The 25,673-nt window shown below is 69.0% G+C and carries 30 protein-coding genes and 1 pseudogene; 15 read left to right on the top strand and 16 right to left on the bottom strand.

Annotated elements, in window-relative coordinates:
• The first annotated feature begins 16 nt into the window (after positions 1 to 16).
• Positions 17 to 979, top strand: coding sequence for an SDR family NAD(P)-dependent oxidoreductase (locus tag ACWBNA_RS38770; protein ID WP_482709245.1), 963 nt, complete (start codon positions 17 to 19; stop codon positions 977 to 979).
• 191 nt (positions 980 to 1,170) lie between these two features.
• Here ACWBNA_RS38770 and ACWBNA_RS38765 read toward each other — a convergent pair whose 3' ends face one another.
• On the bottom strand, positions 1,171 to 2,103 hold the full coding sequence (locus ACWBNA_RS38765) for an NADP-dependent oxidoreductase (protein WP_482709244.1): 933 nt from the start codon (positions 2,101 to 2,103) through the stop codon (positions 1,171 to 1,173).
• Positions 2,104 to 2,313: 210 nt separating this feature from the next.
• On the opposite strand from ACWBNA_RS38765, the gene ACWBNA_RS38760 reads away from it, so the two are divergent.
• On the top strand, positions 2,314 to 2,439 hold the full coding sequence (locus ACWBNA_RS38760; RefSeq protein ID WP_482709243.1) for a hypothetical protein: 126 nt from the start codon (positions 2,314 to 2,316) through the stop codon (positions 2,437 to 2,439).
• Between the two features lie 172 nt (positions 2,440 to 2,611).
• On the opposite strand, the gene ACWBNA_RS38755 is transcribed toward ACWBNA_RS38760, so the two are convergent.
• The 6 genes from ACWBNA_RS38755 to ACWBNA_RS38730 form a co-directional block, all read right to left on the bottom strand.
• Positions 2,612 to 3,481 (bottom strand): helix-turn-helix domain-containing protein, encoded by an 870-nt coding sequence (locus tag ACWBNA_RS38755; protein WP_482709242.1) that lies wholly within the window; start codon positions 3,479 to 3,481, stop codon positions 2,612 to 2,614.
• A gap of 147 nt (positions 3,482 to 3,628) precedes the next feature.
• Positions 3,629 to 4,327, bottom strand: coding sequence for a type 1 glutamine amidotransferase domain-containing protein (locus ACWBNA_RS38750; protein WP_482709241.1), 699 nt, complete (start codon positions 4,325 to 4,327; stop codon positions 3,629 to 3,631).
• 37 nt (positions 4,328 to 4,364) lie between these two features.
• A complete protein-coding gene (locus tag ACWBNA_RS38745; protein ID WP_482709239.1) occupies positions 4,365 to 4,757 on the bottom strand; it encodes a nuclear transport factor 2 family protein in 393 nt (130 codons plus the stop codon).
• 52 nt (positions 4,758 to 4,809) lie between these two features.
• The gene (locus ACWBNA_RS38740) at positions 4,810 to 5,409 is read right to left on the bottom strand and encodes a flavodoxin family protein (RefSeq protein WP_482709238.1); all 600 of its coding nucleotides are present in this window, start codon (positions 5,407 to 5,409) and stop codon (positions 4,810 to 4,812) included.
• 185 nt (positions 5,410 to 5,594) lie between these two features.
• Entirely contained in the window at positions 5,595 to 6,506 is a 912-nt protein-coding gene (locus tag ACWBNA_RS38735) for an alpha/beta hydrolase (RefSeq protein ID WP_482709236.1), read from the bottom strand.
• A 45-nt stretch (positions 6,507 to 6,551) separates the two neighbouring features.
• Complete coding sequence (locus ACWBNA_RS38730) at positions 6,552 to 8,228, bottom strand: FAD-dependent monooxygenase (protein WP_482709235.1); 1,677 nt, start codon at positions 8,226 to 8,228, stop codon at positions 6,552 to 6,554.
• A gap of 92 nt (positions 8,229 to 8,320) precedes the next feature.
• Between ACWBNA_RS38730 and ACWBNA_RS38725 the strand changes: the two genes are divergently transcribed.
• Entirely contained in the window at positions 8,321 to 8,719 is a 399-nt protein-coding gene (locus tag ACWBNA_RS38725) for a hypothetical protein (RefSeq protein ID WP_482709234.1), read from the top strand.
• A gap of 26 nt (positions 8,720 to 8,745) precedes the next feature.
• On the opposite strand, the gene ACWBNA_RS38720 is transcribed toward ACWBNA_RS38725, so the two are convergent.
• Positions 8,746 to 9,285 carry a GlcG/HbpS family heme-binding protein gene (locus ACWBNA_RS38720; protein WP_482709232.1) on the bottom strand — a complete coding sequence of 180 codons (540 nt, stop codon included), beginning with the start codon at positions 9,283 to 9,285 and terminating at the stop codon, positions 8,746 to 8,748.
• A 272-nt stretch (positions 9,286 to 9,557) separates the two neighbouring features.
• Positions 9,558 to 10,121 (bottom strand): MarR family winged helix-turn-helix transcriptional regulator, encoded by a 564-nt coding sequence (locus ACWBNA_RS38715; RefSeq protein ID WP_482709230.1) that lies wholly within the window; start codon positions 10,119 to 10,121, stop codon positions 9,558 to 9,560.
• Positions 10,122 to 10,341: 220 nt separating this feature from the next.
• Here ACWBNA_RS38715 and ACWBNA_RS38710 point away from each other — a divergent pair, with 220 nt between their 5' ends.
• The 3 genes and pseudogenes from ACWBNA_RS38710 to ACWBNA_RS38700 form a co-directional block, all read left to right on the top strand.
• Positions 10,342 to 10,659: a hypothetical protein gene (locus tag ACWBNA_RS38710; protein WP_482709228.1), complete on the top strand. Its 318-nt coding sequence runs from the start codon at positions 10,342 to 10,344 to the stop codon at positions 10,657 to 10,659.
• A gap of 117 nt (positions 10,660 to 10,776) precedes the next feature.
• Positions 10,777 to 10,947: a hypothetical protein gene (locus ACWBNA_RS38705; RefSeq protein ID WP_482709227.1), complete on the top strand. Its 171-nt coding sequence runs from the start codon at positions 10,777 to 10,779 to the stop codon at positions 10,945 to 10,947.
• A pseudogene (locus tag ACWBNA_RS38700) lies at positions 10,929 to 11,427 on the top strand (transposase); the annotation flags it as partial. The gene ACWBNA_RS38705 and the pseudogene ACWBNA_RS38700, both read left to right, overlap by 19 nt.
• Here ACWBNA_RS38700 and ACWBNA_RS38695 read toward each other — a convergent pair.
• From ACWBNA_RS38695 to ACWBNA_RS38680, 4 genes are all read right to left on the bottom strand, one after another.
• Entirely contained in the window at positions 11,419 to 11,778 is a 360-nt protein-coding gene (locus tag ACWBNA_RS38695) for a hypothetical protein (protein WP_482709226.1), read from the bottom strand. The pseudogene ACWBNA_RS38700 and the gene ACWBNA_RS38695 overlap by 9 nt on opposite strands.
• A gap of 558 nt (positions 11,779 to 12,336) precedes the next feature.
• Complete coding sequence (locus tag ACWBNA_RS38690) at positions 12,337 to 12,687, bottom strand: DUF4333 domain-containing protein (RefSeq protein ID WP_482709225.1); 351 nt, start codon at positions 12,685 to 12,687, stop codon at positions 12,337 to 12,339.
• Positions 12,688 to 12,817: 130 nt separating this feature from the next.
• Positions 12,818 to 13,510 carry a response regulator gene (locus tag ACWBNA_RS38685; RefSeq protein ID WP_482709223.1) on the bottom strand — a complete coding sequence of 231 codons (693 nt, stop codon included), beginning with the start codon at positions 13,508 to 13,510 and terminating at the stop codon, positions 12,818 to 12,820.
• The gene (locus tag ACWBNA_RS38680; protein WP_482709222.1) at positions 13,507 to 14,694 is read right to left on the bottom strand and encodes a sensor histidine kinase; all 1,188 of its coding nucleotides are present in this window, start codon (positions 14,692 to 14,694) and stop codon (positions 13,507 to 13,509) included. Before ACWBNA_RS38680 ends, ACWBNA_RS38685 begins: the two co-directional genes overlap by 4 nt.
• Positions 14,695 to 14,714: 20 nt before the next feature.
• Between ACWBNA_RS38680 and ACWBNA_RS38675 the strand changes: the two genes are divergently transcribed.
• The 6 genes from ACWBNA_RS38675 to ACWBNA_RS38650 all read left to right on the top strand — a co-directional run bounded on the left by ACWBNA_RS38675 (position 14,715) and on the right by ACWBNA_RS38650 (position 21,354).
• Positions 14,715 to 14,909 carry a hypothetical protein gene (locus ACWBNA_RS38675; protein WP_482709221.1) on the top strand — a complete coding sequence of 65 codons (195 nt, stop codon included), beginning with the start codon at positions 14,715 to 14,717 and terminating at the stop codon, positions 14,907 to 14,909.
• A gap of 281 nt (positions 14,910 to 15,190) precedes the next feature.
• Positions 15,191 to 15,541, top strand: a complete 351-nt coding sequence (locus tag ACWBNA_RS38670; RefSeq protein ID WP_482709219.1) for a hypothetical protein — start codon at positions 15,191 to 15,193, stop codon at positions 15,539 to 15,541.
• A 707-nt stretch (positions 15,542 to 16,248) separates the two neighbouring features.
• Complete coding sequence (locus tag ACWBNA_RS38665; protein WP_482709218.1) at positions 16,249 to 16,893, top strand: (2Fe-2S)-binding protein; 645 nt, start codon at positions 16,249 to 16,251, stop codon at positions 16,891 to 16,893.
• Between the two features lie 12 nt (positions 16,894 to 16,905).
• Entirely contained in the window at positions 16,906 to 17,886 is a 981-nt protein-coding gene (locus ACWBNA_RS38660; RefSeq protein WP_482709217.1) for an FAD binding domain-containing protein, read from the top strand.
• Positions 17,883 to 20,069, top strand: coding sequence for a xanthine dehydrogenase family protein molybdopterin-binding subunit (locus tag ACWBNA_RS38655; protein WP_482709216.1), 2,187 nt, complete (start codon positions 17,883 to 17,885; stop codon positions 20,067 to 20,069). The genes ACWBNA_RS38660 and ACWBNA_RS38655 overlap by 4 nt, the downstream gene beginning before the upstream one ends.
• Before the next feature lie 121 nt (positions 20,070 to 20,190).
• Positions 20,191 to 21,354 carry an XdhC family protein gene (locus tag ACWBNA_RS38650; protein WP_482709214.1) on the top strand — a complete coding sequence of 388 codons (1,164 nt, stop codon included), beginning with the start codon at positions 20,191 to 20,193 and terminating at the stop codon, positions 21,352 to 21,354.
• Between the two features lie 61 nt (positions 21,355 to 21,415).
• On the opposite strand, the gene ACWBNA_RS38645 is transcribed toward ACWBNA_RS38650, so the two are convergent.
• From ACWBNA_RS38645 to ACWBNA_RS38635, 3 genes are all read right to left on the bottom strand, one after another.
• Positions 21,416 to 21,583 carry a hypothetical protein gene (locus ACWBNA_RS38645; protein WP_284434781.1) on the bottom strand — a complete coding sequence of 56 codons (168 nt, stop codon included), beginning with the start codon at positions 21,581 to 21,583 and terminating at the stop codon, positions 21,416 to 21,418.
• Between the two features lie 123 nt (positions 21,584 to 21,706).
• Positions 21,707 to 22,162 (bottom strand): MarR family winged helix-turn-helix transcriptional regulator, encoded by a 456-nt coding sequence (locus ACWBNA_RS38640; protein ID WP_284434780.1) that lies wholly within the window; start codon positions 22,160 to 22,162, stop codon positions 21,707 to 21,709.
• Positions 22,163 to 22,457: 295 nt separating this feature from the next.
• Positions 22,458 to 22,928 (bottom strand): MarR family winged helix-turn-helix transcriptional regulator, encoded by a 471-nt coding sequence (locus tag ACWBNA_RS38635; RefSeq protein ID WP_482709213.1) that lies wholly within the window; start codon positions 22,926 to 22,928, stop codon positions 22,458 to 22,460.
• A gap of 72 nt (positions 22,929 to 23,000) precedes the next feature.
• Between ACWBNA_RS38635 and ACWBNA_RS38630 the strand changes: the two genes are divergently transcribed.
• The 3 genes from ACWBNA_RS38630 (at position 23,001) to ACWBNA_RS38620 (ending at position 25,550) form a co-directional block, all read left to right on the top strand.
• On the top strand, positions 23,001 to 23,792 hold the full coding sequence (locus ACWBNA_RS38630) for an SDR family NAD(P)-dependent oxidoreductase (RefSeq protein WP_482709212.1): 792 nt from the start codon (positions 23,001 to 23,003) through the stop codon (positions 23,790 to 23,792).
• A gap of 245 nt (positions 23,793 to 24,037) precedes the next feature.
• The gene (locus ACWBNA_RS38625; RefSeq protein ID WP_482709210.1) at positions 24,038 to 25,198 is read left to right on the top strand and encodes a tyrosine-type recombinase/integrase; all 1,161 of its coding nucleotides are present in this window, start codon (positions 24,038 to 24,040) and stop codon (positions 25,196 to 25,198) included.
• Between the two features lie 4 nt (positions 25,199 to 25,202).
• Positions 25,203 to 25,550, top strand: a complete 348-nt coding sequence (locus ACWBNA_RS38620) for a helix-turn-helix domain-containing protein (RefSeq protein ID WP_482709209.1) — start codon at positions 25,203 to 25,205, stop codon at positions 25,548 to 25,550.
• Positions 25,551 to 25,673 lie beyond the last annotated feature (123 nt).

Raw genomic sequence — 25,673 nt, 5'->3', positions numbered from 1 at the left:
TTTGGAGCGTTTGGACATGACCACTGCACAGCACAAGATCGGCTCCGGTTTCGACGCCAAGAGCACCGCCGACGACGTCCTCCAGGGCATCGACCTGAGCGGGAAACTCGCGATCGTCACCGGCGGCTACTCGGGCATCGGCCTGGAGACCACCCGTGCTCTCACCCGGGCCGGTGCTCGCGTCGTCGTCCCCGCGCGTCGCCCGGCTGACGCGCGGGAGGCGCTCGACCGGGTTCGCGGCGTCGAGGTGGACGAGCTGGACCTCGGCGATCTGAAGAGCGTACGCGGCTTCGCGGAGCGGTTTCTCGCCTCGGGCAGGTCTGTCGACCTCGTCATCGACAGCGCCGGGATCATGGCATGCCCGGAAACGCGGGTCGGGCCCGGCTGGGAGGCACAGTTCGCGACCAACCACCTCGGCCACTTCGCGCTCGTCAACCGGCTGTGGCCTGCCCTCGAACCCGGTGGTGCCCGCGTCGTCTCCGTCTCCTCCGGCGGCCACCACATGTCCGGCATCCGCTGGGAGGACATCCACTTCCAGCAGGGTTACGACAAGTGGCAGGCGTACGGGCAGGCCAAGACCGCGAACGCGCTCTTCGCCGTGCACCTGGACAGGCTTGCCAAGGACTCCGGCGTCCGCGCCTTCGCCCTCCATCCCGGCGTCATCATCACGCCGCTCCTGCGGCACGTGGCCGAGGAGGAGAAGAGGGAGTTCGGCTGGTTCGACGAGGAGGGCAACCTGCGGAACCCCGAGTTCTTCAAGAACCCTCAGCAGGGCGCGGCCACACAGGTGTGGGCGGCGACCTCACCCCAACTGGCCGACCTGGGAGGCCTCTACCTCGAGGACTGCGACGTCGCCGAGCCCGCCCCCGCCGACGGTGAGATGCGCGGTGTGAAGGACTGGGCGATCGACTCCGAGCAGGCAGCGCGTCTGTGGGAGCTGTCGGCGGAGCTGACGGGCGTGAACGCTTTCGCCGCGTAGGGCGTGTCCGGAGTGTGGGAGCGCCCCGGGACGCTCCCTTCTCCAGACTCCCCGAAATCGGGCGAAGGATCCAACGGTGGCTCAGCGCTGACCGATCCATTCATGGCTGCGGCCGGACTTCGTACGAAGTCCGGCCGCAGCCATGAGGCGGCGTTGCGGGCCACCGCCCCTGCGCCCATACGTGCCTCGAATCAGAACGTCAGCACCAGTCGGCCCCGCACACCGCCCGCGGCGAGGAGCCGGTGCGCTTCGGCGCCCTGCTCCGCTGGGAACGTCTTCGCAACCCGCAGCGTGATGCGGCCCTCCTCCACCTGCTGTCGGAGCCGGTCGAGCTTGGCGCGCTCCCTGGCGTAGCGGAACACGACGATCGGCTCGAAGACGACGCCTCGTTCGCCGGGTCCGTCGAAGCCGCGCAGGGTCACCACTCGGCCGCCGTCCCGGACCGCCCGAGCGGTGAGAGCGCCGAGCGACGCGGCGTCGACGACTCCGTCGACGCCGTCAGGGACCTCTGCGCGTACCCGGTCCGGGTACTCGGCTCCGCGGCGGAGTACGGCGTCGGCACCGAGTTCCTTGATCAGGGTCTCGTCCTGCTCCGAGGCGTCGGCCACCACCCGCAGCCCGTCCGCCTTGGCGAGCTGGACGGCGTAGCCGCCGACCGCGCCGGCCGCTCCGGTGATCGCGACGGTCTGTCCGGGTTCCAGGCCGAGCGTGTCCAGGGCCAGGCGTGCGGTCAGGCCGTTCATCGGCAGCGACGCGGCCTGCGCGTCGGTCGCGCCGTGGGGAGCGCGGACGACGGAGTCCACGGGGACCACGATCTGCTCGGCGTAGGCGCCGTGCGTGCCGTTGGGGAGCACGATCGCCATCACATGGTCGCCGACGCTCAGATCCGTGTCCGTAACCGGGCCGATCTGGTCCACGACGCCGGCGGCTTCCATGCCGGGAACGAACGGCGGCTGGGCGTCCGGCGGCTGGGCGGGTCCGCTGCGCTGGAGGGCGTCGACCGCGTTGACGGTCGCGGCGTGCACCCGGATGCGCACCTCGCCCGGACCGGCCTCGGGGGCGGGCAGCTCCAGGATCCGGAGCACCTCCGGCCCGCCGAATTCCGTGAAACCTACAGCCTTCATCGAATTACCTCATTGCTCGGCATGCGGTCGTTGAGGTGTCCGACATTTCCGCCTCACGCACGCCGGGAAAAGGGGAGGATTCTTGGCTGGGATGTGGTTATAGGGGGGATGAATCTCTCCCCCTATAACACCGGCACCGGCGAGAGACGCGATGCTCAACTGGCTCCGAGGGCGGAAGAGCGGTCCCGGCGGTCCGAGCGTCCGGACGGCGTGGACGACGAAGCCGCTCAGGAGCATGTGCCGATGGTGGTCGCGGCCGTCCAGCCGCCCGTCGCCCACAGCACCGAGGCGGCGGCCGAGCCGATCGCGCCGCCGGGGAGGTTGAGTTGCTCGTGAGAGAGGCCGTTTTCTCCGCCGGGCGGGGCTCTGTACGGGAAGCAGGCCGGTGAGATGTGCTCGTTCAGTAATGCCCGCTGGCTTTTTCGAGTCTGTGCAGGCGAATTCTGTTCAGCAGGGCAGCCCTGGCCAGGGAAATGACTTCCCCCTGCGGACGCACGAGGGAGATGGCTCAGGTGACAGTGTCGGACGCGGTCCGTTTCTGGTCCGCAGCCCAGGAGGACAGGAGGCGCAGTCCGTCGTGGGACGGGGAGCCGGGTTCGGCGTTCCACACGATGATGTGCTGGTCCGGGTCCGTGCCACAGGTGAGCGTGTTCCAGTCGAGGGTCAGTTCGCCCACCACCGGGTGATGAAGCTTCTTGGTGCCCTTGCCCCGCGCCGCGACGTCGTGTTCGGTCCACCATTGCCGGAACTGTGCGTCACGGGCGGAGAGTTCCTCGACCAGGGCGGTGAGGCGCTGGTCGCCGGGGTATCGTGCGCTCTCCATGCGCAGCTGGGCGATGGCCAGCCGGGTGACCTCTTCCCAGTCCGCGTACAGCTCGCGCATCCAGGGTTCGGTGAACAGCAGCCGGACGAAGACGCGCTCCTGTTCCGGGTAGTGCCCGAAATCGGTCCACAGGGCGGCGGCGAGCTGGTTCCAGCCGAGGACGTCGGTGCGTCGGCCGATGACGAAGGCGGGGGAGGCGGTGAGATCGTCCAGCATGCGCTGCAGCTGTGTGTCCACCCGCTGGCGCTCGGGTGACGCGGACGGGCGCGCCCGCTCTTTCGCCGCGAGGTCGAAGAGGTAGGTGCGCTGGTCGTCGTTCAGGCGGAGCACCTGGGCGATCTCGTCTAGCAGGGGGGCCGACGCTTGGAGGCGGCCCTGCTCGATGCGCGTGTAGTACTCGGTGCTGATCGCGGCGAGGAGGGCCACTTCCTCACGGCGCAGACCGCTCACGCGTCGTCGTTGCCCTCCGCGGAGTCCGACCTCGGAGGGGCTGAGCTCGGCACGGCGGGCCTTGAGGAACTCACCCAGCTCGTTCAGATGGGGGTTGCGGTTCATGATGTGCAGCCTCGCACAGAAGGCCGGCGTTGTGAGGGGGGAGAGATCTTGCCTACGTTGGGCGGCAGCCCGGGCCCGAGGGTAGGGGACTCGGCGGCCCGGAATACGTACCGGGCCGCCGAGTCCCCTACCGGGTGCAGCTGAGTGTCAGCTCAGTGCCTTGACCAGCTCCTGTGCCAGCGGAACCGCCGAGCCGGGGTTCTGGCCGGTGAACAGGGTGCGGTCGACCTCGACGTGCTGGGTGAACGGCTCGGTCTCGCGATAGTCCGCGCCGAGTTCGCCCACGAGGCGGTCCTGCAGCAGCCACTTCGCGCGGTCCGCGAGACCGTTCTGCTTCTCCTCGGCGTTGGAGAGGCCGGTCAGGCGGTAGCTGGTGAACGGGGACGTCCCGTCGGGGCCGATGGTGGCCAGCAGGGCGGCGGGGCCGTGGCACACCAGGGACACCGGCTTGCCCGAGGCGAGCCACTCGGTGAGCAGCTTGCCGGAGGCGGCGTTGTCGGGCAGGTCCTCCATCGGGCCCCAGCCGCCGGGGTAGAACACGGCCACGTAGTCGTCGATGGCCACGTCCTCGATGCGCATCGGGTCGGCCAGCTCGGTCGCCTCGCGCAGGGCGGTCCGCATGCGCTCGGCGCCTTCCTCGCCGCCGTTGAAGTCCGCGGTGAGGCTGAGCGCATCAGCGGTCGGCGGTACACCGCCGGGTGTCGCGGCCGCGATCTCGTATCCGGCCTCCTTGAAGACCTGGTACGGGCCGATTGCTTCCTCGGCCCAGAAGCCGGCCGGCTGCCGGGTTCCGTCGGCCAGCGTCCAGTGGTCGGACGCGGTGATCACGAAGAGGATCTTCGCCATGGTTTGCTCCTGATGGCCTGATGAAGTGGTGGGGGTTTCAGCCCTTGAGGGCTTCCTGGAGGACGTGGCTGTCGGCGGCCTGTCGCATGCTCACGGCCTTGCCGTCGCGGACGGTCCACAGGTGGATGAACCGGACGTCGGCCTTGTTCCCGGTCTTGGTCTCGGCGTGGTAATGCCCGAACACGAAGACGTGGCCCTCGTCGTCCGCGTAGAACTCCTCGGGCACCGCGCCGAAGGACTCGTAGTTCGGCATCGTCCTGCCGAAGAAGTCCTGCGCCGCGCTGGCCCAGCCGTGGTAGACACCGCTGTTCGGGAAGCCGGGGGTGATGTCCCAGACGAGGTCGGGGGCCATGACCTCACTGGTGACTTCCGGAGACATTCCGGACTCGTACAGTCGGCGGATGAGGGAGAGGTTCGGGGAGTCGGACATGGTTGCTCCTTGCGGGGGGTGGTGGATCGGATACGGAAGGAAAGTCTGGTGATCAGGCGGCGAGAGCGGCCCGTCCGGCCCGGAAGACCGCAGCCTGGCGCGCGACCCGCGCTCCCAGGTGCTCCGCGGTGGCGATGTCCGACGTGTGGACCGCTTCCGGACCGGCGTCGGTCGGGCTCTGGGCGCCGGCGCCCATGAAGAAGCCGAGCCGGTTGATGTCGTCCTCGCTGCCCGTGGTGGAATCCCAGCCCGGCTGCAGACCCAGGCTGATCCAGTGCATGCCGTGCTGGGCGGCCATGGTGGTGAAGTAGCCCAGGGTGGACGACTTGTCGCCGCTCTTGGCACCGGAGTTGGTGAAGCCCGCGGCGAGCTTGTCCACCCAGGACTGTGAGTACCAGCGCTTGGTGCTGGCCTGGGCGAAGGTGTGGAAGGCCGCGGAGGCGGTGCCCATGTAGGTGGGGGCACCGAAGATGATCGCGTCAGCGGCGTCCAGCTGCGCCCACTGCTCGTCGGTGATGGTGTCCACGGAGATCGAGAGCACCTCGGCGCCGGCTTCCGCTGCGCCACGCGCCACGGCTTCGGCGACGACAGCTGTGTGACCGTAGCCCGAATGAAAGGCAACGGCGATCGTGGGGCGACCCGAATGGGACATGGTGAACTGGCTCCTCGAGGGTCTTCGTGTGGTGTGTGACCAAGCTTTGCACCGGAAGAGCGCGCTGTGAGGGGGAAGGAATTTTCCCCTGCCTACCGCTCTCCACGTACGCGATTTCGGTCCGGCGGTCGTCCCTGCAGAGTGGCCCGTACCGTATCCTCGTGGAGCTGACGCATTGTGAACCACTAAAGAACGGCGAAGAACTTAGCCATCTTGGGGATCGCCTGGTCCACGTACTCAGGCACGTCGTAGAGTGCGATATGAGTCGCGCCGTCGACGACGAACAACTCCTTCGGCCCCTTGGAAAGTTCGTAGGCCTGGTCGCTGAACACCTTTGTGTCCGCCTTGCTCCCTGCGATGAGGAGCAGCGGCTGGGTCAGCAGTTCCGGGATCTGATCGAACGCCGAGAAGGCGAACATCTTGTCCATGCTGGTCAGCAGGAAACGGCCCTTCGCGTTGGGGTGCTGACCTCGCGACGTCCTGTAGTAGTCGTACCCTTCGCGCAGGAGGTCCGGCGTGGTTTCGTTGATCTCCTCCAGCGTTTCCGGGACGAACGGGGCGTAGGCCGGCTCTGCTCCCCTTGCTTCCGCCGTGCGCTGCTGGGCGACCATTTCCAGCGTGCCGATCTGCTCGGCCACCGGGGAAAGATGCCCCAGGAAGGCCCTGGAACCTTCACCCATCGGAGCTGCGCTGACCGTGGCCACTGCCTTGAAACGACGCTCAGTCTGGGCCACGCTGATCGCGTAGCCGCCGCCGGCGCAAATGCCGAAGACCCCCATTCGCTCGGAGTCGACGAACGGAAGAGTGGTGAGGAAGTCGGCTGCACAGCGAGCGTCTTCGACCCGAGTTGTCGGGTCTTCCAGCAGGCGGGGTTCGCCACCGCTCGCTCCCTGATAGGAGGAGTCGTAGACGACGGTGACGAATCCGTGCTCAGCAAGCCTCTCGGCGTATGCGCCGATGGTCTGTTCCTTTACGCCTCCTGCCGGATGAATTCCGACGAGTGCCGGATACTTCTTTCCTTCGCTGAAATTTTCTGGAAGATGGAGATGTGCAGCAATCTCTACTTGCTTGTTCCTGAACGAAACGGCTTCGACCACGGCAGGCGCCCCTCTTTCGGCCCTCGGTCCGCCGTCGGGCGGCCCTCAAACCATGATCTGTAGAAGCTCAGAGCATGTCCACTCGTGGTAGGGGGAGGAATCCTTCCCCTGGATACCGCTCGCCAGGTAAGCAATCGTTCCCTGATGGGGAGGCTCGGACCGCACATCGATAAGTGCATGCGACTCGCAAGCATTGCGTGCCGGAGTCGACCCGGATCTGCGCGTCAAAGTTCTACCGCGCCACGGGCTCCCCTCACGGACCGTCCGCCGTGGTGATCGGGCGCAGGTCAGCCATTCCGGTCCGCTTCGGCTCCGGTAAAGGGACCGGGACGATCGGTGGAATATCGCATGTCGGTGACGTTCGGAAATCAGTTGCTGCCCTGAGGTTGGCGACCCCAGCCTGTTTCGGAGGATGTCATCCGTGGGCCGGTCCGGGTCGCCGGCCCGAGTGGTTGACCCTGCCGTCTTCGTACGGGTACCGCGGCAGTGGCGGCCACGGCAGTGATCCTCGTTGCCGTCGGCGTGGTTGTTCACGAGGTGGGTGCTTCCGCGGCGTCGAATCCGTAGATCCAGCCGTTGCGCCAGCGGGTCGGATTCGGCCAGCGTGGCGTCGCGAGCCCTCTGCTCGGGCCCGTCGGGCAGGTGGTTGATCTCCCTGCGGGCGTGACTGATCTCCTGCAGACGTGTGGTGCGCTCGATGCGCGCAGCCTCGTACTGCTTCAGCCCCTGCTCGGGATCGTTCCTATATGAGCCCAGGCAGCGGGCCAGAACGGCGGCGTCCTCGATGGACTGAGCCGCGCCCTGGGCAAAGAAGGGGTACATGGGATGCGCGGCGTCGCCGAGCAAGGTGATCCTGCCCCGGCTCCAACGTCGTACGGGTGCCCGGTCCAGCATCACCCAGCGCCCGGGGGCACCGCCGGCGGTGATCAGGTCCGTCACCCGCGGGTCCCAGTCGGCGAACTCGGCTTGGAACTCTTCGATGGTGGCGGTCGCACTCCAGGATTCGTCGGTGTAGTTCCCGGCCGGGGCGAAGGCGACGACGTTGACGGCTTGCCCACCGGCGACCGGATAGTGCACGAAGTGCCGTCCGGGCCCCAGCCAGAGGGTCTGGGCACGGGGCAGAGCGAAGCCAGGCGCGGCTCGGGCGGGCACGATCGTGCGGAAGGCGCAGATACCGGAATACGTCGGTGGTGAGGGCTCGGTCACCGCGCCGCGGACGACGGAGTGCACACCGTCCGCGCCGATGACGATGTCCGCCTCGACCTGGCTGCCGTCGGCGAAACGCAGCAGTACGACGTTCTTGCGTACGTCGACCGCCGTGCACCGTGCGCCCAGGCGAACCCACTCACTGGGCACAGCCGCCTTGAGTGAGTCCAGCAGGTTGGCCCGGTGCACGACATAGGTGCGCTCGCCGTATAGCTGCTCACAGACACCGCTCAGTTTCTCGACCGACAGCACGTTACCGTCCGTCCAGCGGCGGAACTCCCACCCCCAGTCCAGTGGCACGGCCCGGCGGAGGAACTGGTCCATGACACCGAGCCGCCGCAGCAGCCGTACGGCATTGGGAGCCATCACGAGCCCGGCGCCGACCTCGGTGAGTGCGTACGCCTGCTCGTAGACGGTGGCTGTGAACCCCGCCTGGTGCAGGAAGGCACCGGCGGCGAGACCGCCGATGCCACCGCCGACGATGGCAATGCGCGGACCCGGCACGGTGGCAGGCATTGATGGACTCCTCTGGCTCGTCGATGCCGACGAACTGGCCGCTCCATATCCTGACGGGCGTCCTGCGCTCCTGGAACGGCTGTCTTCATTGAATGGACGCCGGTTTCAAGGTCGTCGTTGAGCTGGTTCGCCACGACGAGCGGTACCGGGTGGACGAGCGGATCACGACTCGCCGGAGTGAACCGGGCACGCTCGCCGAGGAGTTGGCTGAGCAGCTTCAGGAGGTCCGGGCCGAACGGGAGGAGTTGGTGAACGTCGAGAGGGTCCTGAACCGGCCGACCGATGCGTTCAGTGGTGGTGGGTCCGGCGGCGATGCGCCGGCTGAGGTGGGGGGCACGATGGCCGGAAGGGGAAGCCGGCCGGCCACGGGTTGCAGCCGGGCGGGCGCGGGGGTCCCGGTGTTGCGCGGCTGCGGATGCGCCGGCCGACGGGGCATCCGCAGCCGTGGTGACCAGGAGGCGGGCGGTCCTGCACGAGGTGTGCAGGGGTGAAGACGGCGTGCCTGCTCCTCAGGGAGTCAGAGCGCGGCCAGTGCGGCGCGGGCGACCTCGTCGTCCTGGGCCGGGGTGCCTCCGCCGACGGCGAGGGCGCCGATGAACTGGCCGTTCTCGAAGATCGGTCGACCACCGGCCAGCAGGCTGGCGCCATTGGCGACGTGGGAGGCGATCTGGGCCGGGTCCTTGATGTTGGAGGCCAGGTCGGCGGTGGCGGCCCGGTACGTGCGTGCGGTGTGTACCTTCTGCGGGACCAATGCGGCCGCCGCCGAGCTGTTGTTGTCCATACGCAGGGATGCCTTGGCTTCGCCGGCGGCGTCGACGACCAGGACATACATGGGTGGAAGGGCCGAGTGGGCGCGCACATAGCGGATGGCGGCCTCGGTGAGCCGCTGGGCCTGGGCCAGGCTGATCGTCCGCGTGGCGTTCGATCCGCTGGTGCCGGTGGCGGCCGAGGCGCTGCCGGCAGCCATCTGGCTGACCGCAAGTCCGCCCGCGACCGCCCCCGCCATCCCGATCATTCCGCGCCTCGTGGCCAGGGTGTTGCCGGACTCTTCTGTCATGACATTGCTCCCGCGTCTTTGTATGGAACGTGCTTACGCATCTCGGAGTCGTTCCTCGGCGACCTGCCCGCGTCAACGGGCATGACGTGGCCGTGGACCGTGGATGCCTGGTGCGGACGGTGGGCGATGGCGTGGTCGCCGCGCCCTCCCGATCACTTCATGCATGAAGTTATATCCGGCGTCACTTCACGGCGCAACTGATGTGTCGAGTGATGCACTTCACACGTGAAGTCATGTCGAGTGCCTGAACCGAGGCGTCACGGCCTCAAGGCTCAGTGGAGTTCGGCGCTACCCGCTGCCTGCATGATGCGCTGCGCAATCTGGCCCATCTGACGCACCTGCGTGGGGGAAAGGCTGTCGAAGACGAGGCGGCGGACCGCGCTGACATGACCAGGGGCGCTGGCCTCCAGCTTCACCATCCCTGCCTCGGTCAGGCCGGCCAGGGTGTAACGGCCGTCGGTGGGATCAGGACGGCGGGTGAGCCAGCCGCGCCGCTCCATGCGGGTGGCGACCTGGGAGAGACGCGGCAACTGACTCGCGGTGAAGCCGGCCAGCTCGCTCATGCGAAGGGTGTGCTCGGGGGCCCGGGACAGGCCCACGAGGACTTGGTACTCGAAGTGGGTGAGCCCGGCGTCCTGCTGGAGTTGCCGATCCATTGCCGCGGGCAGCTTGGTCACCATGCCGACCAGGGCCATCCAGGCGTGGAGTTCCTCCTCATTCAGCCACCGGATCGGTTCCGCAGCCTCGCTGCTCTCTGCCGGCTCGGTCTGCCCGCCGGGGCTGTGTTCGCCTGCGGCTGCGCTGAAGGTCCGCTTCACGGCGCGGTTCTTGGCCATGAGCAGATTCTATGCGCGAGGCAGGACGGGTGACCTTGCTCGCGAAGCGGCCGAGGAACCGGGCCGTCGCCACCCGCTTGGGCAAACTCACCGCCCGCTTGGAGGCCGACGTCCGGATCGCCGCGATCGACGACTGGCTCCGACCCGGCCGGGCCGACCGACCCACGTGGCATGCCGGCCCGGCATCCCGTCAGCGCCTCGCACAAGGGAGAGATGCCCCATGACGGCTCCGTACTACTACGCCGACAGCGAGAACGGCCACCACATCGGTGATTCCTCCGAAGACGCCCTCTTCATGCCGATCGACGACCTCAACGACACCGACAACACCTTCGTCGTCATCCAGCCCGACCAGGACGACCCGGGCTGGTCAACCTCCGTGGCCGTCCTCGACGAAGGCGGCTACGAAATCGTCCGACGCGACGAACACGAGGTGACCACCCAGACCAGCATCAACTGCATCACGCACGACCTCATCCTCTGGATCGCCACCCGCCACCGCCCCGGACGCCCAGTCAGGCTCGACCAGGACTTCTGAAAAACGGCCCAACGGGTTCGTGCATGGGTGACCATGCGAGGTCGAGCTCCTGATCATGGCCAGGTGGTGGGGAACGCGACTCGCGCAGTGATCATCAGAAATCGTAGGATCACGAGCTTGTCGGCTGGTGTGATCGCTGAACTCGGCGCTGAGATCGGCCCGTTGCGGCACGAGCGTCACCAGGCCAGGCTCGTCTCCCGGCACCGGAAGCGGGCTGTAGGTGCTGGCGCGCACTACCAACTGGTGTTCGTCGACCAGCTGCTGGCCATACGGCCGCGGCCGCGCTGATTGTCCCCAGCCTGGCCGGACAGCTGGTAACCGTCCTTGACCAGCGCAAACTCCTCGCCACAAGGATCGAGGAACTCCTGGAGACCCATCCTCTTTCGAAGGTCCTGATCTCGATGCCAGGCATCGGGGTCAGGACCGGAGCCCGCATCCTCATCGACGTCGGCGACGCCAGCACCTTCCCGACCGCCGCCCACCTGGCCTCCTACGCAGGTCTGGCCCCCGCGACCAGGAGTTCGGGCTCCTCGACCCGCGGTGAACAGCCCTCCCGCCGCGGCGACAAACAGCTGAAGCGGGCCTTCTTCCTATCCGCGTTCGCCGCCTTGGCCGACCCGGCCAAGGGCCTACTACGACAAGAAAATCGCCCAGGGAAAGCACCACACCCAAGCCCTTCTCTGCCTCGCCAGACGACGAGCCGACGTCCTCTTCGCCATGCTCCGCGACGGCACCTTCTACGAACCCCAGCCAGCCAAGTCAGTCTGAAACATCAAGGGTTCGCCTGGCCTCCACCCACAGGCGCTCGAACTCCTCCGCGGAGATCTCGGCTGCCTGGGGCTGGTCCTGCCAGCCGTCCATGGGGCCTTCGGCGAGAACGCCGTACTGCCGTTCATAACGGCCCATCGCCGCGAGATCGGCGTGATCGCGCAAGTGCAGGACCTCTGCCAAAGAAGCAGCAGTCACCGGCTGCGAGTCCTTCTCCCGGACCTCAACCTGACGCGCCGCCCAGCCCTCGTCATCGGCCTCGAAATACAGCCACAGATCTTCGTCTTCGTAGTAGGTGCGGAACCAGGTCGCCATGCCGCCATCTTGGCCCGCCACCTTGACCAAACCCATAGGGGCACCCCCGGGGGAGCCCCAGCCGTGCCGCTCCACACGGACAGAGGGGGGTGTGTTCGGTGAGATCTGTCAGGCCAGGGGGCTGTCGGGGCTCGGACCGCCCGTTCTCCATGGACATGGGTCCCGACCAGGGAATCCTGTTCGGGGTCCGGCCCTGGATCCGGGTCGCGCCGTCTGCGCACTGCACCCTGCCAGACACGCGGCGCTCAGGGCACAGACCACGGATGGTCGAAAGGGCATGTTCCTGTGGAGCGAATAGCGCGCGCCGACCGGGCGGGCCGGAGATCGGCTGGCTGGTACGACGGGTGTGAGAGGCCCGTACAGGTGAGCTGCCGTGGCAAGACGACTTCATCGTGATCTGAACGGGCGATGCCGCGCAGGCGTCCCGAGGCCGTCCGCGCCACGCGGCGACGGCTACGGTGTCAAGCAGCCTGGACGGTCTCTGAACGCCTCCGAGACCTGTTCCCCCGGGACAGAGGTGGAAGATTCCCACGATGACCTGGAATGCGTCATGCGGCACCTTCCTTTTGGGGCCCAACGGGACTTGGGCCGACTTCAGTCCGCCAGCACCGCGTAGTCGTACGAGACGCTGTTCCCCTTGGCCTTGGTCACGGACACCATGATCTTCTGCTGCTTCCCGTTCCCGGACGTCACAGTGCACTCGACCGAGTCGCGCTGTCGCGGCCTGAGACCTCCGGCGCAGCTCACGGATTTCGGCGTCTTTTGGACGAGCGGCAGGGAGTAGTTCTCGCGGACCTGCTTCTCGACCTCCGCACGGCTCACACTCCCCGTGGAACCGACGGCGCTGGTCGACTCCGTGCTCAGCAGCCGCGGTGCGGCCACGTACGCGAGCCCGCCCACGGCAACGGCGGCGGCGGTCGCCAGGGACACAGCGACGTATTTCATGGTTATCTCCTGCGATGCGCTTGCTTGGGTGAGGCTGTCACCGGGAGAGGGGCCCGCCGGACGGTGGCCGCGCTTTGGCCTGGCGGCCGACAGCGTGCGGCCGGGGTCGGCCTGGAGGCCGACTTCCACGTCAGGTGGGCGGCGTCTGGCGGTCGCGTACGAGACCGGCGTCCCAGGCCCAGGCGGCGATTTCTACGCGGTTGCGCACGCCGAGCTTGTCCTTGATGTTGGCCAGGTGGGTCTTGACCGTGCCCAGGGAGACGTACAGCTCGCCGCAGACCTCCTGGTTGGTGCGGCCCACCGCCACCAGACGTGCGACGTCGAGCTCCCGTTCGGACAGTGGATGCGGCACCGCTGCCGGCGGCTGCTGTCCGGCGAGGTGCTTGAGGAGCCGGACGGTGACGGCGGGGGAGATCAGGGCGTCCCCGCGGGCGGCGGAGCGCACGGCCTCGATCAGCAGGGTGGAGCCGGCGTCCTTGAGGAGGAAGCCGCAGGCGCCGTTGCGTAGGGCGGTGTAGGCGTAGTCGTCCTGGTCGAAGGTGGTCACCACGACCACGCGCATCGGGTCGGTGACGCCGGGTCCGGCCAGGGCCCGGGTGACCTCCAGACCGTCCAGCCGGGGCATGCGGATGTCGACGAGACACACGTCGGGGCGCATCCTGCGGGCGAGTTCGACGCACTGGGCGCCGTCGGCCGCCTCGCCGATCACCTCCAGGTCGGGCTGGGTGTTGAGGATCAGCCGGAAGCCGGTGCGCACCATCTCCTGGTCGTCGGCGATCAGTACCCGCGTCCGCGAGCCGTTGCGATCACTGCCGTCACTCATGCTGATGATCCTTCCACAGCCGCCAGGACGGGGAAGGCGGCACTCACGCACCAGCCGCCGTCCGCTGTCCGGCCGCTGGTCAGCGACCCCTCCACGGCCTCCACGCGTTCCCGCAGGCCCACCAGGCCGAAGCCGCCCCGCCCGCCGATCGGCCCGGTGGCGCGCGTCTGCGGCGCCGCGTTGCGCGCCTCCACCCGGAGGTGACCTTGAGGGTCCAGTTCGAGGCGGACGACGACGTCCGCACCATGGGCGTGGCGGCGTACGTTGGTCAGCGCCTCCTGCACCACGCGGTGGACGGACGTCTCCACCTCCGGAGCCACCCGGATCTCGCGCACCTCGGGCGCGATGACCAGCGCCGCCGCGGTCCCGTTCTCGGCGAACGCGGAGACCAGGCGGTTCAGCTCGGTCAGCAGTTGACCCGGGCGGGTGGTCTGGTGGTCGTCCTCGCGCAGCACCCGCACCAGGCGGCGCATGGAGTCCAGGGTCTCCCCGCCGGCTCGGGAGATGCCCTCCAGCAGGGGCCTGATCTGCTCCGGCGAGGTCTCCTGGATCATCAGCGCGGCGTTGGCGTGCACGATGATGCCGGTGACGTGGTGAGCGACGAAGTCGTGCAGTTCCCGGGCGAGTTCCAGGCGCTCGTTGTGGCGTACGGAGGTCACGGCATGGGCCCGGCGGGCGTCCAGGAGGCGCAGATAGCAACCGAGGCCCGCGGCGCCGCCGACGGCGAACGTCAGCACGAAGGAGTACTCGGAGATGTCGGGGCCCGTGCTCCAGCGCAGTGGCAAAGCGATCACCGCGGCAGCCAGCGTCACCGACAGTGTCATGGCGGTGGCAGGGCGTTCCACTCGCCGTGCGGTCCGGGAGAGCAGCACGAGCAGGGCGAAGGTTTCCAGCAGGCCCCAGGTACCGCTGTTGAGACGGGCATACGCATGCAGGCCCACGGTCAGGGCCAGGGAGCCCAGCGCGGCGGCGCCGGCCCGCCATTCGGGGCCCGGCCGGCGGGCGGGAAGGAGCAGCGCGGCGGCGGCGAGGGGGCCGGAGACCAGGGTCAGCCAGCTCGACCAGCGGTTCTGCGGGTCGTAGTGGGCCGCTAGGTCGAACAGCCACACCAGGACCAGGCCTCCGCAGAGGGAGACCGTGATGGCGCGCTGGACGGCCGGGGAGAGCGGAGTATCGGGTTCCACGCCGCACAGGGTACGGATGTATGGCCGAGCAGCGGGTCGGCCCGCAGGCCGATGCCGGCCGCCCTGGACCGGTCCGGCGGTCGAGGACGGACGCGACGGTACGGCGGATCGTCGACGGCATGCAGGCATTCACCATTCTCGAAGTTGCCCTGGCGGCGCTCGCCGGGCTGTGCCTCATCCTGTGCGCCCTCGTCACCCTCGCGGTCGCCCGATGACCCGTACCGCGCGACCGCCGCCCGCGTCCTGGTGGGCGCCGGTCTGAGGAAGCCCTGCGGCGTGACCCGCGCCCTGGCCGGTGTCGACGTGTCCGCCTCGGCGGGCTGGCCCTCCTGCATTTCCTGGCCCAGACGCGGTACGTTGCCTGCGGCTTGGGACGCCGTGCTCCTCGGACTGTCCCTCGTCTGCTTACCTTGGCGCTGCCCGCCCAAGTGAGGGCGAGGCAGATCGGTCCCCGGGCCGAAGCAATCAGCTGCCACTCGGCAGCATCGTGGGCCTCATGAATCTCACGACTCCGGAGCTCAAGGACACGGCAGCGACTCCGGCGCCCCGACGGGAAACCGCACCACGGATCACTGCGCTCGACGCCCTGCGCGGGTTCGCGCTCTGCGGCATCCTCCTGGTGAACATCAACCAGATCACCCCCATGGAACAGACCTCCAGCACCTTCCACTGGCTCCCGATCCCGCAGTTCCTGAACCTGTTCGTCCAGGAACGCTTCTTCCCGATCTTCAGCTTTCTCTTAGGGCTCAGCTTCGCGATCTTCCTGGACCGGGAACGGCAGCGGCGCGTCCCGTGGCCGTTGACCAGCTTGTCCAGCGAATCCTCGGCGCCGGACCGGAAGGGCTGAGGTGCTTCCAGCCCGGTCTGCCCTGGCCGGCGGCCCTCCTTGGCCCCCTGTGGGACTTCGCCCGGCCTTTTACCCGGGATCGGTCCTACGGCCGAACGCGATGTCGTCCTGAGTACGGACGCGGCAGCGTGCAGCGCGCGGTCGACAGTCCTCCTCGTCGGCGGTCCCTGGTGTGGGCACGGGCGTCGAGAGGAGTGAGTGTAAAGGTGCTTGATACAATTAGGCTTGCTTGATGTGAATCAAGAGGTTAATGCTGGGCAAGTGCATCGAACGCTGGCCCTGATCACCGACGGCTCCTCGGCCGGCGGTCACGCTTGTGCCGTGCCCTTGGCCGACGGCTGCGCCTTCCTCCCGGCGGCCCGGCCGAACGGCCCGGCCATCAAGCGACGCCGGGCCCACACAGCGGTGGCGGACCTGCTGACCGCCGGTGACGTCCGGCTGTGGGATGGCCTCGCCAAGGTAAGCGGCTTCGCGCCGCTCCGCAGGCATTGCCGCGCTGCGCCCGGAGGAATGGGTGGGCCTGGAAGACAAGGATTTCGCGCTCAACACCCACCGGGGCGCCGAAGCCGCCGTACTGCCCGGTGCCGCCACCCATCTCCTGCCATCACGCCGGCGGGATCAGCGGTCCGCATGCGTCTTCGCGGTGCGGCTCGGCCATCGATACGCCCCTGACCACCACCCGCACCCCCCACCGAGGGAGAGTGGACATGTCCACCGAACGTTCCCCCCAAGCCGTGACTCCCCCTGGCGCGACCCCCACACCACCACCCACCCGGCGTACCGTCATCGTCGCGACCACCGTTGTCGGAGGAGCCGCTGTGGCAGGCGGCCTGATCGCGGCGCCGCCCGCGCTCGCCGCCGAGGGAGCGGTGGCTGTCGAGGGTCCGCCAGGCAGCCGCCTCTCCCTGACGGTCAATGGCGTCCGGCGCACCGTCACGGTCGACAACCGCACCTCGCTGCTGGACCTGCTGCGCGAGCACCTCGACCTGACCGGCTCGAAGAAGGGCTGCAACGCCGGTGCCTGCGGGGCCTGTACGGTCCTGGTCGACGGACGCCGGGTCAACTCCTGTCTGACGCTGGCGGTGCGGCTGGAGGGCGCCGAGGTCATCACGATCGAGGGCCTGGCGAAGGGCGACCGACTTCACCCACTGCAGCAGGCGTTCATCGATCAGGACGCCTTCCAGTGCGGCTTCTGCACGTCGGGCCAGATCGTGTCCGGCGTCGGATGCATCCAGGAGGGTCACACCGGTTCACCGGAGGAGATCCGGGAGTGGATGAGCGGCAACCTCTGCCGCTGCGGCTGCTACGTGAAGATCGAGCGGGCGGTCGAGCAGGCCGCCGGCCGGAAGTGAGGACCGCTCTCCATGTATCCCTTCACCTACACCAAAGCCGCGGACCTGCGTGAGGCACTCCACGCGGGCTGGCGCGGCGGGCGTTACATCGCCGGCGGCACGACGCTCGTCGACCTGATGCGGGAGACCGTCGAACGCCCCGGCTCGCTGGTCGACATCAGCACCCTGCCGCTGCGCGAGGTCACCGTCACCGAGCGCGGAGGCCTGCGCATCGGCGCCCTGGTCCGCATGGCCGAGGCCGCCGCCCACCCCAAGGTGCGTGTCCTGTATCCCGTCGTCTCCGAGGCGCTGGAGCTGAGCGCCTCGGCCCAGCTGCGGAACATGGCCACCATCGGCGGCAACATCATGCAGCGCACCCGCTGCGCCTACTTCCGGGACGTGAGCGCCGCCTGCAACAAGCGCGAGCCCGGCTCCGGGTGCGCCGCGCTGCAGGGCTACAACCGCAGCCACGCGATCCTCGGCACCTCCGACCACTGCGTGGCCACCCACCCCTCCGACGTCGCCGTGGCCTTCGCGGCACTGGAGGCGACGGTGCACCTGCTGGGCCCGGACGGGGAGCGCCGTGTCGCCTTCGGCGACTTCCTGCTCCGGCCGGGCAGCACGCCGAGCCGCGAACAGGCCCTGCGTAAAGGCGAGTTGATCACCGCTGTGGAAATCCCGGCCCACGCGCGCCCGCTGAAGTCCGGCTACCTGAAGGTGCGCGACCGCCAGTCCTACGAGTTCGCGCTCACCTCGGCCGCGGTCGCGCTGCACATCCGCAGCGGCATCATCCGCGAGGCGAAGGTCGCCGCCGGCGGTGTGGGCACCGTGCCGTGGAAGCTGCCTGCCGTCGAGGCCCACCTCATCGGCGAACGCCCCTCCGACCGGCTGTGGGCACAGGCCGCCGAGCACGCGGCCGACGGGGCCCACCCCCTCACGCACAACGGCTTCAAGGCCGAGCTGCTCAAACGCACCGTCGAGCGCCAGCTGCGCACCGTTGGAGGCATCAAATGAGCCAGCCGCAGGCAGCAGTCGGTGCGGGGCTGCCCCGGGTCGACGCACGGCTGAGGGTGACCGGGGGAGCGAAGTACGCCGCCGACAACAATCCCGACGGAGTCGTGCACGCGGTCATCGTGGAAAGCAGCATCGGCCGCGGCCGGATCACGGGCGTCGACACCCGCGCCGCCGAAGCCCAGCCAGGCGTCCTGAAGGTGATCAGCCACCTCAACGCGCCCAAGCTGCCGCCCGTCGAAGGGCGGTTCCCGCCGGGCAAGCCGCTGCGTGCCTTCCAGGACGACCGGGTCCAGTTCTTCGGACAGCCGGTCGCGGTCGCGGTGGCGACCACGCTGGAGGTCGCGCAGCACGCCGCGAGCCTGGTGAAGGTCTCCTACGCCGCCGAGACCTCCTCGACCGACCTGAGCGTCGGCGACGCCGACGGAGAAACCCAGACCTATGCACGCGGCGACGCCGACCGGGCCCTGGACTCCGCCCCCGTCCGGCTCGAGAGCGCGTACCGGACGGCCCGCAACCACCACAACCCGATGGAACCGGCCGGCATCGTCGCCCACTGGGACGGCGACCGGCTGACCGTCTGGGAGAAGACCCAGTACGTGCAGGGCGCCGTGTTCACCCTGTCCGGCGAGTTCGGCATCCCTCCGGGGAACATCCGAGTCATCTCGCCGTTCGTCGGCGGAGCCTTCGGCAACGCCGCCCGCACCTGGGTGCACTCCGTCATCGCGGCCATGGCCGCACGCGAAGTGAAACGTCCCGTGAAACTCGTCCTCACCCGCAGGCAGATGTACTTCACCGTGGGATTCCGGCCCGCATACGAGTACGGACTGCGACTGGGCGCCGACCGAGGGGGCCGCCTGACCGCGTCGACGCACGACGTCCGCGCCGAGTCCTCCCGCTACGAGACGTACAGCGAGAGCGTTCTCGTCCCGGGCCGGATGCTCTACAGCACGCCCAACGTCCGCCAGGCGTACGACCACGTCCCGCTCGATGTGAGCACGCCGTGGTTCATGCGCGGCCCCGGCTACGCCAGCGGCGCCTACCCCGTCGAGTCGGCCATGGACGAACTCGCCCACGAACTGGGCGTGGACCCGATCGAGTTGCGGTTGCGCAACGAACCGTCCGACGACGAGTCCAGCAACCTGGCGTTCTCCACCCGCCGCCTGCGGGACTGCTACCGCGTGGGCGCCCGCGAGTTCGGCTGGCACCGGCGCAACCCCAAGCCGCGCTCGACGCGTGACGGTGACTGGCTCATCGGCATGGGTATGGCGGCCGGTGTCTACGACACCGCGCGCAGCGAGGCCCAGGCCTCGGTCAGGCTCGACGCCGACGGCACCGCCCTGGTGCAGTCCTCGACCAGCGACATGGGGCCCGGTACGGCCACGTCCATGAGCCAGGTCGCCGCCGACGCCCTCGGCCTGACCATGCGCCAGGTGACCTTCCGGCTCGGGGACTCCCTCATGCCCCCGGCGCCCGTCCACGCCGGCTCGATGACCATGGCCAGTGTCGGATCCGCCGTCCAGGACGGCTGCGACAAGCTGCGCAGGCAGGCGATCACGCTCGCGGTCAAGGACGAGGGATCACCGCTGCACGGCGCCGACGCCGCCGACATCGTCGTACGAGGCGGCCGGCTGTACGTGACGGACGAGCCCACCCGCGGGGAGACCTACCAGCGGCTCCTGGCCCGCAACGACCGGACCCATCTCGAAGTGCTCGGTTCGTACGCCGGGGCGCCGGAGCCGGAGAGGTTCTCTCTCTACGCCTACTCCGCGATCTTCGCCGAGGTGGCTGTCGACGCCCGCCTCGGCCTGGTGCGGGTGCGGCGCATGCTCGGTGTCTACGACGCCGCCCGGATCGTCAACCCGAGGCTCGCCGACAGCCAGGCCATCGGGGCCATGACCGGGGGGATCGGTCAGGCCCTCCTTGAGCACACGGTCACCGATCACCGCGACGGTCGGATCGTCAACGCGAACTTCGCCGACTACCTCGTGCCGAGCCACGCCGACATCCACGACCTGAAGGCGATCTTCATCGACGGGGAGGACTACGAAGCCGACCCCATCGGCGTCAAGGGACTCGGTGAGGTCGTCATCGTCGGAGTGGCGCCCGCCATCGCAAACGCGGTGTTCAACGCCACCGGCCGCCGCATCCGCGAACTGCCCATCACCGCGGAAGCACTGCTCTGAGCCCCCGGGCGGCCGGTGTACCCCACAACACGCGGCTGCCCGGGTACCAGGGCCGTCGTCGCGGTTTCCTCCCCTAGGGCGCGGCGACGGCCCATTGACCCCACCTCACGGAAAGCCCCCCATGCTGAACATCACGGACACACTGTACGACTGGTGCCACGAGGGCCGGCCGTTCGCCCTCGCCACCGTCATCGACGTCAGAGGCAGCGCACCCCTGCCGGTCGGCACCGCACTGGCGGTGGACGCCGACGGCAACGCGGTCGGTGGCGTCTCCGGCGGCTGCGTCGAAGCTGCGGTGTACGAATTGGCCCGCCAAGTGCTGGCAGACCGCGCCGCCCCCGCACGCGTTTCCTTCGGGTACTCCGACTCGGATGCCCTCGCCGCCGGCCTGACCTGCGGCGGGGAGATCGGTGTCCTGGTACAGCGCGTGGAACCCGGCGCCCAACCCCATCTCGCCGCTGCCCTCGATACCGTGATCGCGGGGCGTCCGTCGGCCGTAGCCCACGTCGTCGACGGTCCCGGTGAACTTGTCGGCCGTATGCTCCACATCCCCGCCGAGGGCACCCACGACGGCACACTCGGGGTCGAGAGCGAGGACCGGGCGGTCGTGGCGCATGCGCGTGCGCTCCTGCGGGCGGGCCGTACCGCCTCGATCGAGGTCGGCGGCGGTGGGGGAGAAGCGGAGAACCCGGACGACGGCACCTGCCCACGCAAGCTCACCGTCCTCGTCCACGTGCACGCGTCCCGCCCCCGTATGCTGATCTTCGGCGCCGTCGACTTCGCCGCCGCCCTCAGCCGGGCGGGGAGCTTCCTCGGCTACCGGGTGACCGTCTGCGACGCCCGCCCGGTCTTCGCCACCCCGGCCCGCTTCCCGTACGCCGACGAGGTCGTCACCGAGTGGCCCCACCGTTACCTCGCGGCCACCGAGACCGACGCCCGCACCGTCGTCTGCGTCCTCACCCACGACGCCAAGTTCGACATCCCCCTGCTGTGTCTGGCACTGACCCTCCCCGTCGGCTACGTCGGCGCCATGGGTTCGCGACGCACCCACGAGCGTCGCGTCGACCTGCTCCGGGAAGCCGGCGTCTCGCAGGACCAACTGGAGCGTCTGCACTCACCGATCGGCCTGGACCTCGGAGCCCTTACGCCCGAGGAGACAGCGATCTCCATCACGTCGGAGATCATCGCCCACACCAACCGCGCCACGGGTCGGCCTCTTTCACACAGCACCGGCCCCATACACCTTCCCGCGCAGCCTCTGCATGGCCTCGTGACGGCGTCGTAACCCCCGCACAAGCGCTTCCCGCAGCGGCAGGCCCCCGGCGCACCGAGTGGTGAGCGGTCGGTCACGCACCGGGGTGGGCGCGGCCATCCTGGTCGGCGATCACCACGAGCTGGGCGCGGTCGTGGACGCCGAGCGGTGAGGAGCGCAGACCGGCCGTGCGAAGCGCGGCCGACGAAGCTCCCGCCGCGTCGCGGTGCACCAGCCCGCCCGGCGACGTGGCGCGAGGCATCCGTCGTCGAGGGCGGTATGGGGATGCGCTGAATGGCCGACGGCCAACAGCCGACTCACGAGGCGCCTACCACCCGTGAAGCCGCGCTGATCTCCAGGGGAGTAGGTCGGCAGGCCCGCCGGCTCACGCCTCCCGGACCACGTCGGCCACCTCGTCCAGCAGTGCCCTCAGTTGCGCGGCCTTCTTCGGACCGAGCTTCTCGGCGATCCGCTGTTCGATGTCCACGATCACGGCCTCGGCATCCCGCAGGGAGTCGCGGCCGGCGTCGGTGAGGTGCAGCTCCTGCACGTGACGGTGGCGCGGGTGCGCTCGGCGTTCCAGTTGACCCCGCTCCTCCAGGCGGGCCACCTGGGAGGCCACTGCTTGCGGAGTGACGTTCAGGCGGCGGGCCAGTTCCGCGCCGGTCAGGCCGGGATCGGTGTGGACGGAGATCAGCAGGGTGTACTGCGCGGCCGCGATGCCCAGCGGTCGTAGCCGTTGCTCTTTCCGGGCCTGCACGGCCCACTCCGCCCGCCGCAGGGCCCAGGTCACCCGGGTCAGGTGCTCGGCAGGGATCGACCGCTCATCATCCTTTGTCACCCGATGAGGATACGACACCTGGGCGCCTGTCAAGCTACTTGATTGCCATCAAGTGCATCACTCACTCTTGATCCGGCCGAGCGGCTGATGTCCTGCATCGCGCGAAAGGGCCTGGCGTGCAGCAGGTGGTGACGCCGGGAGTCCCCCAAGGCGGGAGGGTGTGGTGACGGAGGAGATCGAATCCGACACCTCCGCACGTCCGTCGCGTGATCCTCGTGATCTGCGTGCGGTCGGCGGGCCACATGGCGTCGACCCTCCCCATGGGTCACCTCGGATGCCACCTCTTGGGTGACGCTCAGTCGGGACCGTGGGCCGAGACTTCGCGAACCGCCTCGGCCACTTGGTCGAGCAGTGTTCGCAGTTTTGCTGTCTCGGAGCCGACACCATCGGTGACCTGCCGCTCGATGTCGGCGATCACTGCGTCGGCCGCGCGCAACGCCTCCCGACCGGCGTCGGTGAGGTGCAGCTCCTGGATGTGCCGGTGGCGCGCATGCTCACGTCTCTCCAACTGGCCGCGGCCCTCCAGGCGCGCCACCAGTGAGGCGACGGCCTGTGGGGTCACGTTGAGGCGGCGGGCAAGTTCGGCGCCGGTCAGCCCCGGCTCGTCGTGCACGGAGATCAGGAGAGTGTAGTGCGCCGCCACCATGCCCAGCGGACGCAGCCGCTGCTCCTTGAGGTTCTGTACCGCCAGCTCCGCGCGGCGCAACGCCCAGGTCACCCGGTCGAGCGCGCCGAGCCCGACCGGCTCCTCATCATTGCGTATCACGCGAGAAGGATACGACACTTCAGTGGCATCAAACGTTTGACATCTGCCTACAGGTTGATGGACCCTGCTTCCATGACTCGCCCCATTGCTTTGATCACTGGCGCCTCCTCCGGCATCGGCGCCGCCTACGCCCGTCTCCTGGCGGACGATCACGACCTGGTACTGGTCGCGCGACGCGCCGACCGGCTCGCCGAGCTTGCCCAGGAACTCCGCGCCCATGGAGCAGCCGTCGAGGTGCTGCCCGCCGACCTCATGGCCCATGACGGCATCGCCGCTGTCACCGACCGGCTGACCGCCGGGGACGTGCGCATGCTGATCAGTAACGCCGGTGCCGGCGGCTACGCCCCGCTCGTCGACGTCGACCCTGCCGACATCGACCGCCTGCTCACCCTCAACGCCGTCGCCCCCGTCCGGCTGGTCCACGCCGCACTCCCCGGAATGCTCGCGGCGGGCGAAGGTGTGATCGTCACCGTCGCCTCACTCCTCGCCTTCAGTGCGGGCCTTGCTGACTCGCGGGCACCCCGGCGCACCTTGTATGTCGCCGCGAAGTCCGCCGTCCTGGGCTTCACGCGCACCCTCGCCGATGAGCTCGCCGACACCCCGGTTCGCGTCCAGGTGGTGTGCCCCGGCGTTGTGGCAACGGAGTGGAACAGTGGCGCCGGCCGCAACATCCCCTGGGCGATGTCGCCCGAGGACGTCGCAGCGGCCAGCCTGGCCGGGCTGCGCCTCGGTGAGACCGTCTGTGCCCCTGGTCTGGAGGGCCAGGACTCAGCTCTGGACGCCTTGCTTGCCGCAGAGGCCGCCTTTGTCAGGGGCGGCAACCAGCCGACCCCCGCGGTTCGCTACACGGAGCCGCGAGACTAGGGCAGTGACAGCCGGCCGGTAGGTGAGTGTCACCAGGCGCCTGCCTGCCGGCGGCCGCCTTCCCCGCGCGGGTCGGCCGGCGCGATGTGTGCAACTGGAGTACCGACGGGTTCGACCTCATCCCGCTACCGGGCGTTCGACCTGTTCACGCTGGCTGGCGAATCGGGAGTCACGTCCACTCGAAAGGGTGAAGTTCTGCCAGTAACTCGCAGATTCCGGGCGCTACTTCCGTAATTTGCGTGTCCGTGGCGGATTCCGATACTCGCCGCTTCTCGCTGATCAGCGGGCGCGGCTCGCCAGGCCAGCCTCCCGGGCAGGAGGAGGGCCTGGCCGACGTCCTGACCCTTCAGCGTCGCGGTGTTCACCCGTCGTCACGGGAGGCGGAGCAGGCGCTCTACCAGGACACGCTCGCGGAGTACTGCTGGGCGCGGGATGTAGCGGGGCTCGCGCCGACGACGCTGAACCGTCTGGTACAGCCCGTGATCGAGGTGTGCACCTTCTACGACGCTCTGCCCTGGGAGCTGTCGCCGCGCCAACTGGACCAGTACTTCGCGGGGGCGGGCAAGCGCGGTCACACCACGGTCCGTAAGGAGATCACCAGCATCGACCTGTACTTCGCGTTCCTCGAACAGCGATACGCCGGGGAGATCCGGCGGCGGTTCGGGACAGTGGTGGAGTCACCGATCGATGCCTTCAACCGGCCCCGGCACCGCGGGGACTTCGGGCTGCGGATCCCGCCCTCGCGCGCGGAGATGACGGCGTTCTTCGCCGCGTGGCGCCAGGAACTGGGCTCGGCGCGCAAGTATCCGGTCGCGGTCCGCAACTACGTGATGGCCAAGACCGCCTACATCTCCGGGGTGCGGGCAACCGAGTTGTGCCTGGTGAGGCTGGGTGACCTGCACTGGGACAACGGCCAGTGGGGCCGCTTCCTCGTCAAGGGCAAGGGCTCGCGCGGGTCGGGCCCGCGCGAGCGCGAGGCGTTCATGTTCGCGGAGGGCCGCGAGCTGCTGTGGTGGTACATCGAGGAGGTCCGGGGCCTGTTCCCGGACGATGCGCTGGATCCGTACGCTCCGCTGTTTCCTTCCGAGCGGCTGCCGTCCGCGCTCGGTGCCGAGGTAGCGGTTGCGCCGCCGGTCTGCGCCGACACCTTCCGCCGGTCGCTGCGGGCGGCGTCGCTTGCCCATCTGAAGGGCACGGTGACGGTGCTGTTCCCGCATCTGCTGCGGCACGCCTGCGCGACGCACAACTACGAGTCGGGGATGCCGCTTTGGGACGTTCAAGTGCTGCTGGGGCATACCTGGCCGACCACGACGGTCGGTTATCTGGCGAGTGCGAAAGCGGACCCGGAGCGGGCCAGTCTGGAGTCGTCCCGGCGCGCGGTGCGCCGGCTGAGCGGGGAGACGTGACGGCGTGAAGTGGAATCTGCGCTGGGTGGCGGCCAGGCAGGACATCTGGCGGCCCAGTGACCTGAAGACCGCGTTCGAGGCGGTCGGGTTCACCCCGTCGCTGAGCAAGGTGTGCGCGCTGTGGTCGGCCCGGCCGGTGACCGTGCGGCTGGATGATCTCGACATGATCTGCGCTGCGTTGAAGTGCACGGTCGCCGATCTGATGGAGGCCGAGCCGCTCGCTGGCAGCGAATCCGGGGAGCAGGAGGGGCAGCGGGCGGTCGGCCATGGCTCGGGTGCGGGCAGCGGCCAGCGGCCGGTGCCGAAGCAGAGCGGCGGCAAGGGCGCCGTGCGGCGACTGCCGCCGAACTGAGCCGGGTGGCACGGGTGAACAGTCCCGGCTCGTGCGGCCTGTGTGCGGCCTGGGGCGCCATCACGGGTTCCGGCATGTGCTGCGAGTGCCGTAGCGGCTCTTACCAGAGGGTTGCGGGAGGCC

It is taken from the genome of Streptomyces sp. Q2, from assembly GCF_056820935.1.
Note: the sequence above shows the minus strand (reverse complement) of the source record. Positions and strands in the feature narration are given on the sequence as shown.

Bases quoted from the DNA above. Each gene is read 5' to 3' on its own strand.
- ACWBNA_RS38630 (WP_482709212.1), top strand. From the start codon at position 23,001: ATGACTCGCCCCATTGCTTTGATCACTGGCGCCTCCTCCGGCATCGGC.
- ACWBNA_RS38670 (WP_482709219.1), top strand. From the start codon at position 15,191: ATGAATCTCACGACTCCGGAGCTCAAGGACACGGCAGCGACTCCGGCG.
- ACWBNA_RS38675 (WP_482709221.1), top strand. From the start codon at position 14,715: ATGGCCGAGCAGCGGGTCGGCCCGCAGGCCGATGCCGGCCGCCCTGGA.
- ACWBNA_RS38685 (WP_482709223.1), bottom strand. From the start codon at position 13,510: ATGAGTGACGGCAGTGATCGCAACGGCTCGCGGACGCGGGTACTGATC.
- ACWBNA_RS38765 (WP_482709244.1), bottom strand. From the start codon at position 2,103: ATGAAGGCTGTAGGTTTCACGGAATTCGGCGGGCCGGAGGTGCTCCGG.
- ACWBNA_RS38660 (WP_482709217.1), top strand. From the start codon at position 16,906: ATGTATCCCTTCACCTACACCAAAGCCGCGGACCTGCGTGAGGCACTC.
- ACWBNA_RS38730 (WP_482709235.1), bottom strand. From the start codon at position 8,228: ATGCCTGCCACCGTGCCGGGTCCGCGCATTGCCATCGTCGGCGGTGGC.
- ACWBNA_RS38650 (WP_482709214.1), top strand. From the start codon at position 20,191: ATGCTGAACATCACGGACACACTGTACGACTGGTGCCACGAGGGCCGG.
- ACWBNA_RS38715 (WP_482709230.1), bottom strand. From the start codon at position 10,121: ATGGCCAAGAACCGCGCCGTGAAGCGGACCTTCAGCGCAGCCGCAGGC.
- ACWBNA_RS38755 (WP_482709242.1), bottom strand. From the start codon at position 3,481: ATGAACCGCAACCCCCATCTGAACGAGCTGGGTGAGTTCCTCAAGGCC.
- ACWBNA_RS38665 (WP_482709218.1), top strand. From the start codon at position 16,249: ATGTCCACCGAACGTTCCCCCCAAGCCGTGACTCCCCCTGGCGCGACC.
- ACWBNA_RS38720 (WP_482709232.1), bottom strand. From the start codon at position 9,285: ATGACAGAAGAGTCCGGCAACACCCTGGCCACGAGGCGCGGAATGATC.
- ACWBNA_RS38750 (WP_482709241.1), bottom strand. From the start codon at position 4,327: ATGGCGAAGATCCTCTTCGTGATCACCGCGTCCGACCACTGGACGCTG.
- ACWBNA_RS38770 (WP_482709245.1), top strand. From the start codon at position 17: ATGACCACTGCACAGCACAAGATCGGCTCCGGTTTCGACGCCAAGAGC.
- ACWBNA_RS38710 (WP_482709228.1), top strand. From the start codon at position 10,342: ATGACGGCTCCGTACTACTACGCCGACAGCGAGAACGGCCACCACATC.
- ACWBNA_RS38745 (WP_482709239.1), bottom strand. From the start codon at position 4,757: ATGTCCGACTCCCCGAACCTCTCCCTCATCCGCCGACTGTACGAGTCC.
- ACWBNA_RS38655 (WP_482709216.1), top strand. From the start codon at position 17,883: ATGAGCCAGCCGCAGGCAGCAGTCGGTGCGGGGCTGCCCCGGGTCGAC.
- ACWBNA_RS38725 (WP_482709234.1), top strand. From the start codon at position 8,321: ATGGACGCCGGTTTCAAGGTCGTCGTTGAGCTGGTTCGCCACGACGAG.
- ACWBNA_RS38695 (WP_482709226.1), bottom strand. From the start codon at position 11,778: ATGGGTTTGGTCAAGGTGGCGGGCCAAGATGGCGGCATGGCGACCTGG.
- ACWBNA_RS38690 (WP_482709225.1), bottom strand. From the start codon at position 12,687: ATGAAATACGTCGCTGTGTCCCTGGCGACCGCCGCCGCCGTTGCCGTG.
- ACWBNA_RS38645 (WP_284434781.1), bottom strand. From the start codon at position 21,583: ATGCCTCGCGCCACGTCGCCGGGCGGGCTGGTGCACCGCGACGCGGCG.
- ACWBNA_RS38740 (WP_482709238.1), bottom strand. From the start codon at position 5,409: ATGTCCCATTCGGGTCGCCCCACGATCGCCGTTGCCTTTCATTCGGGC.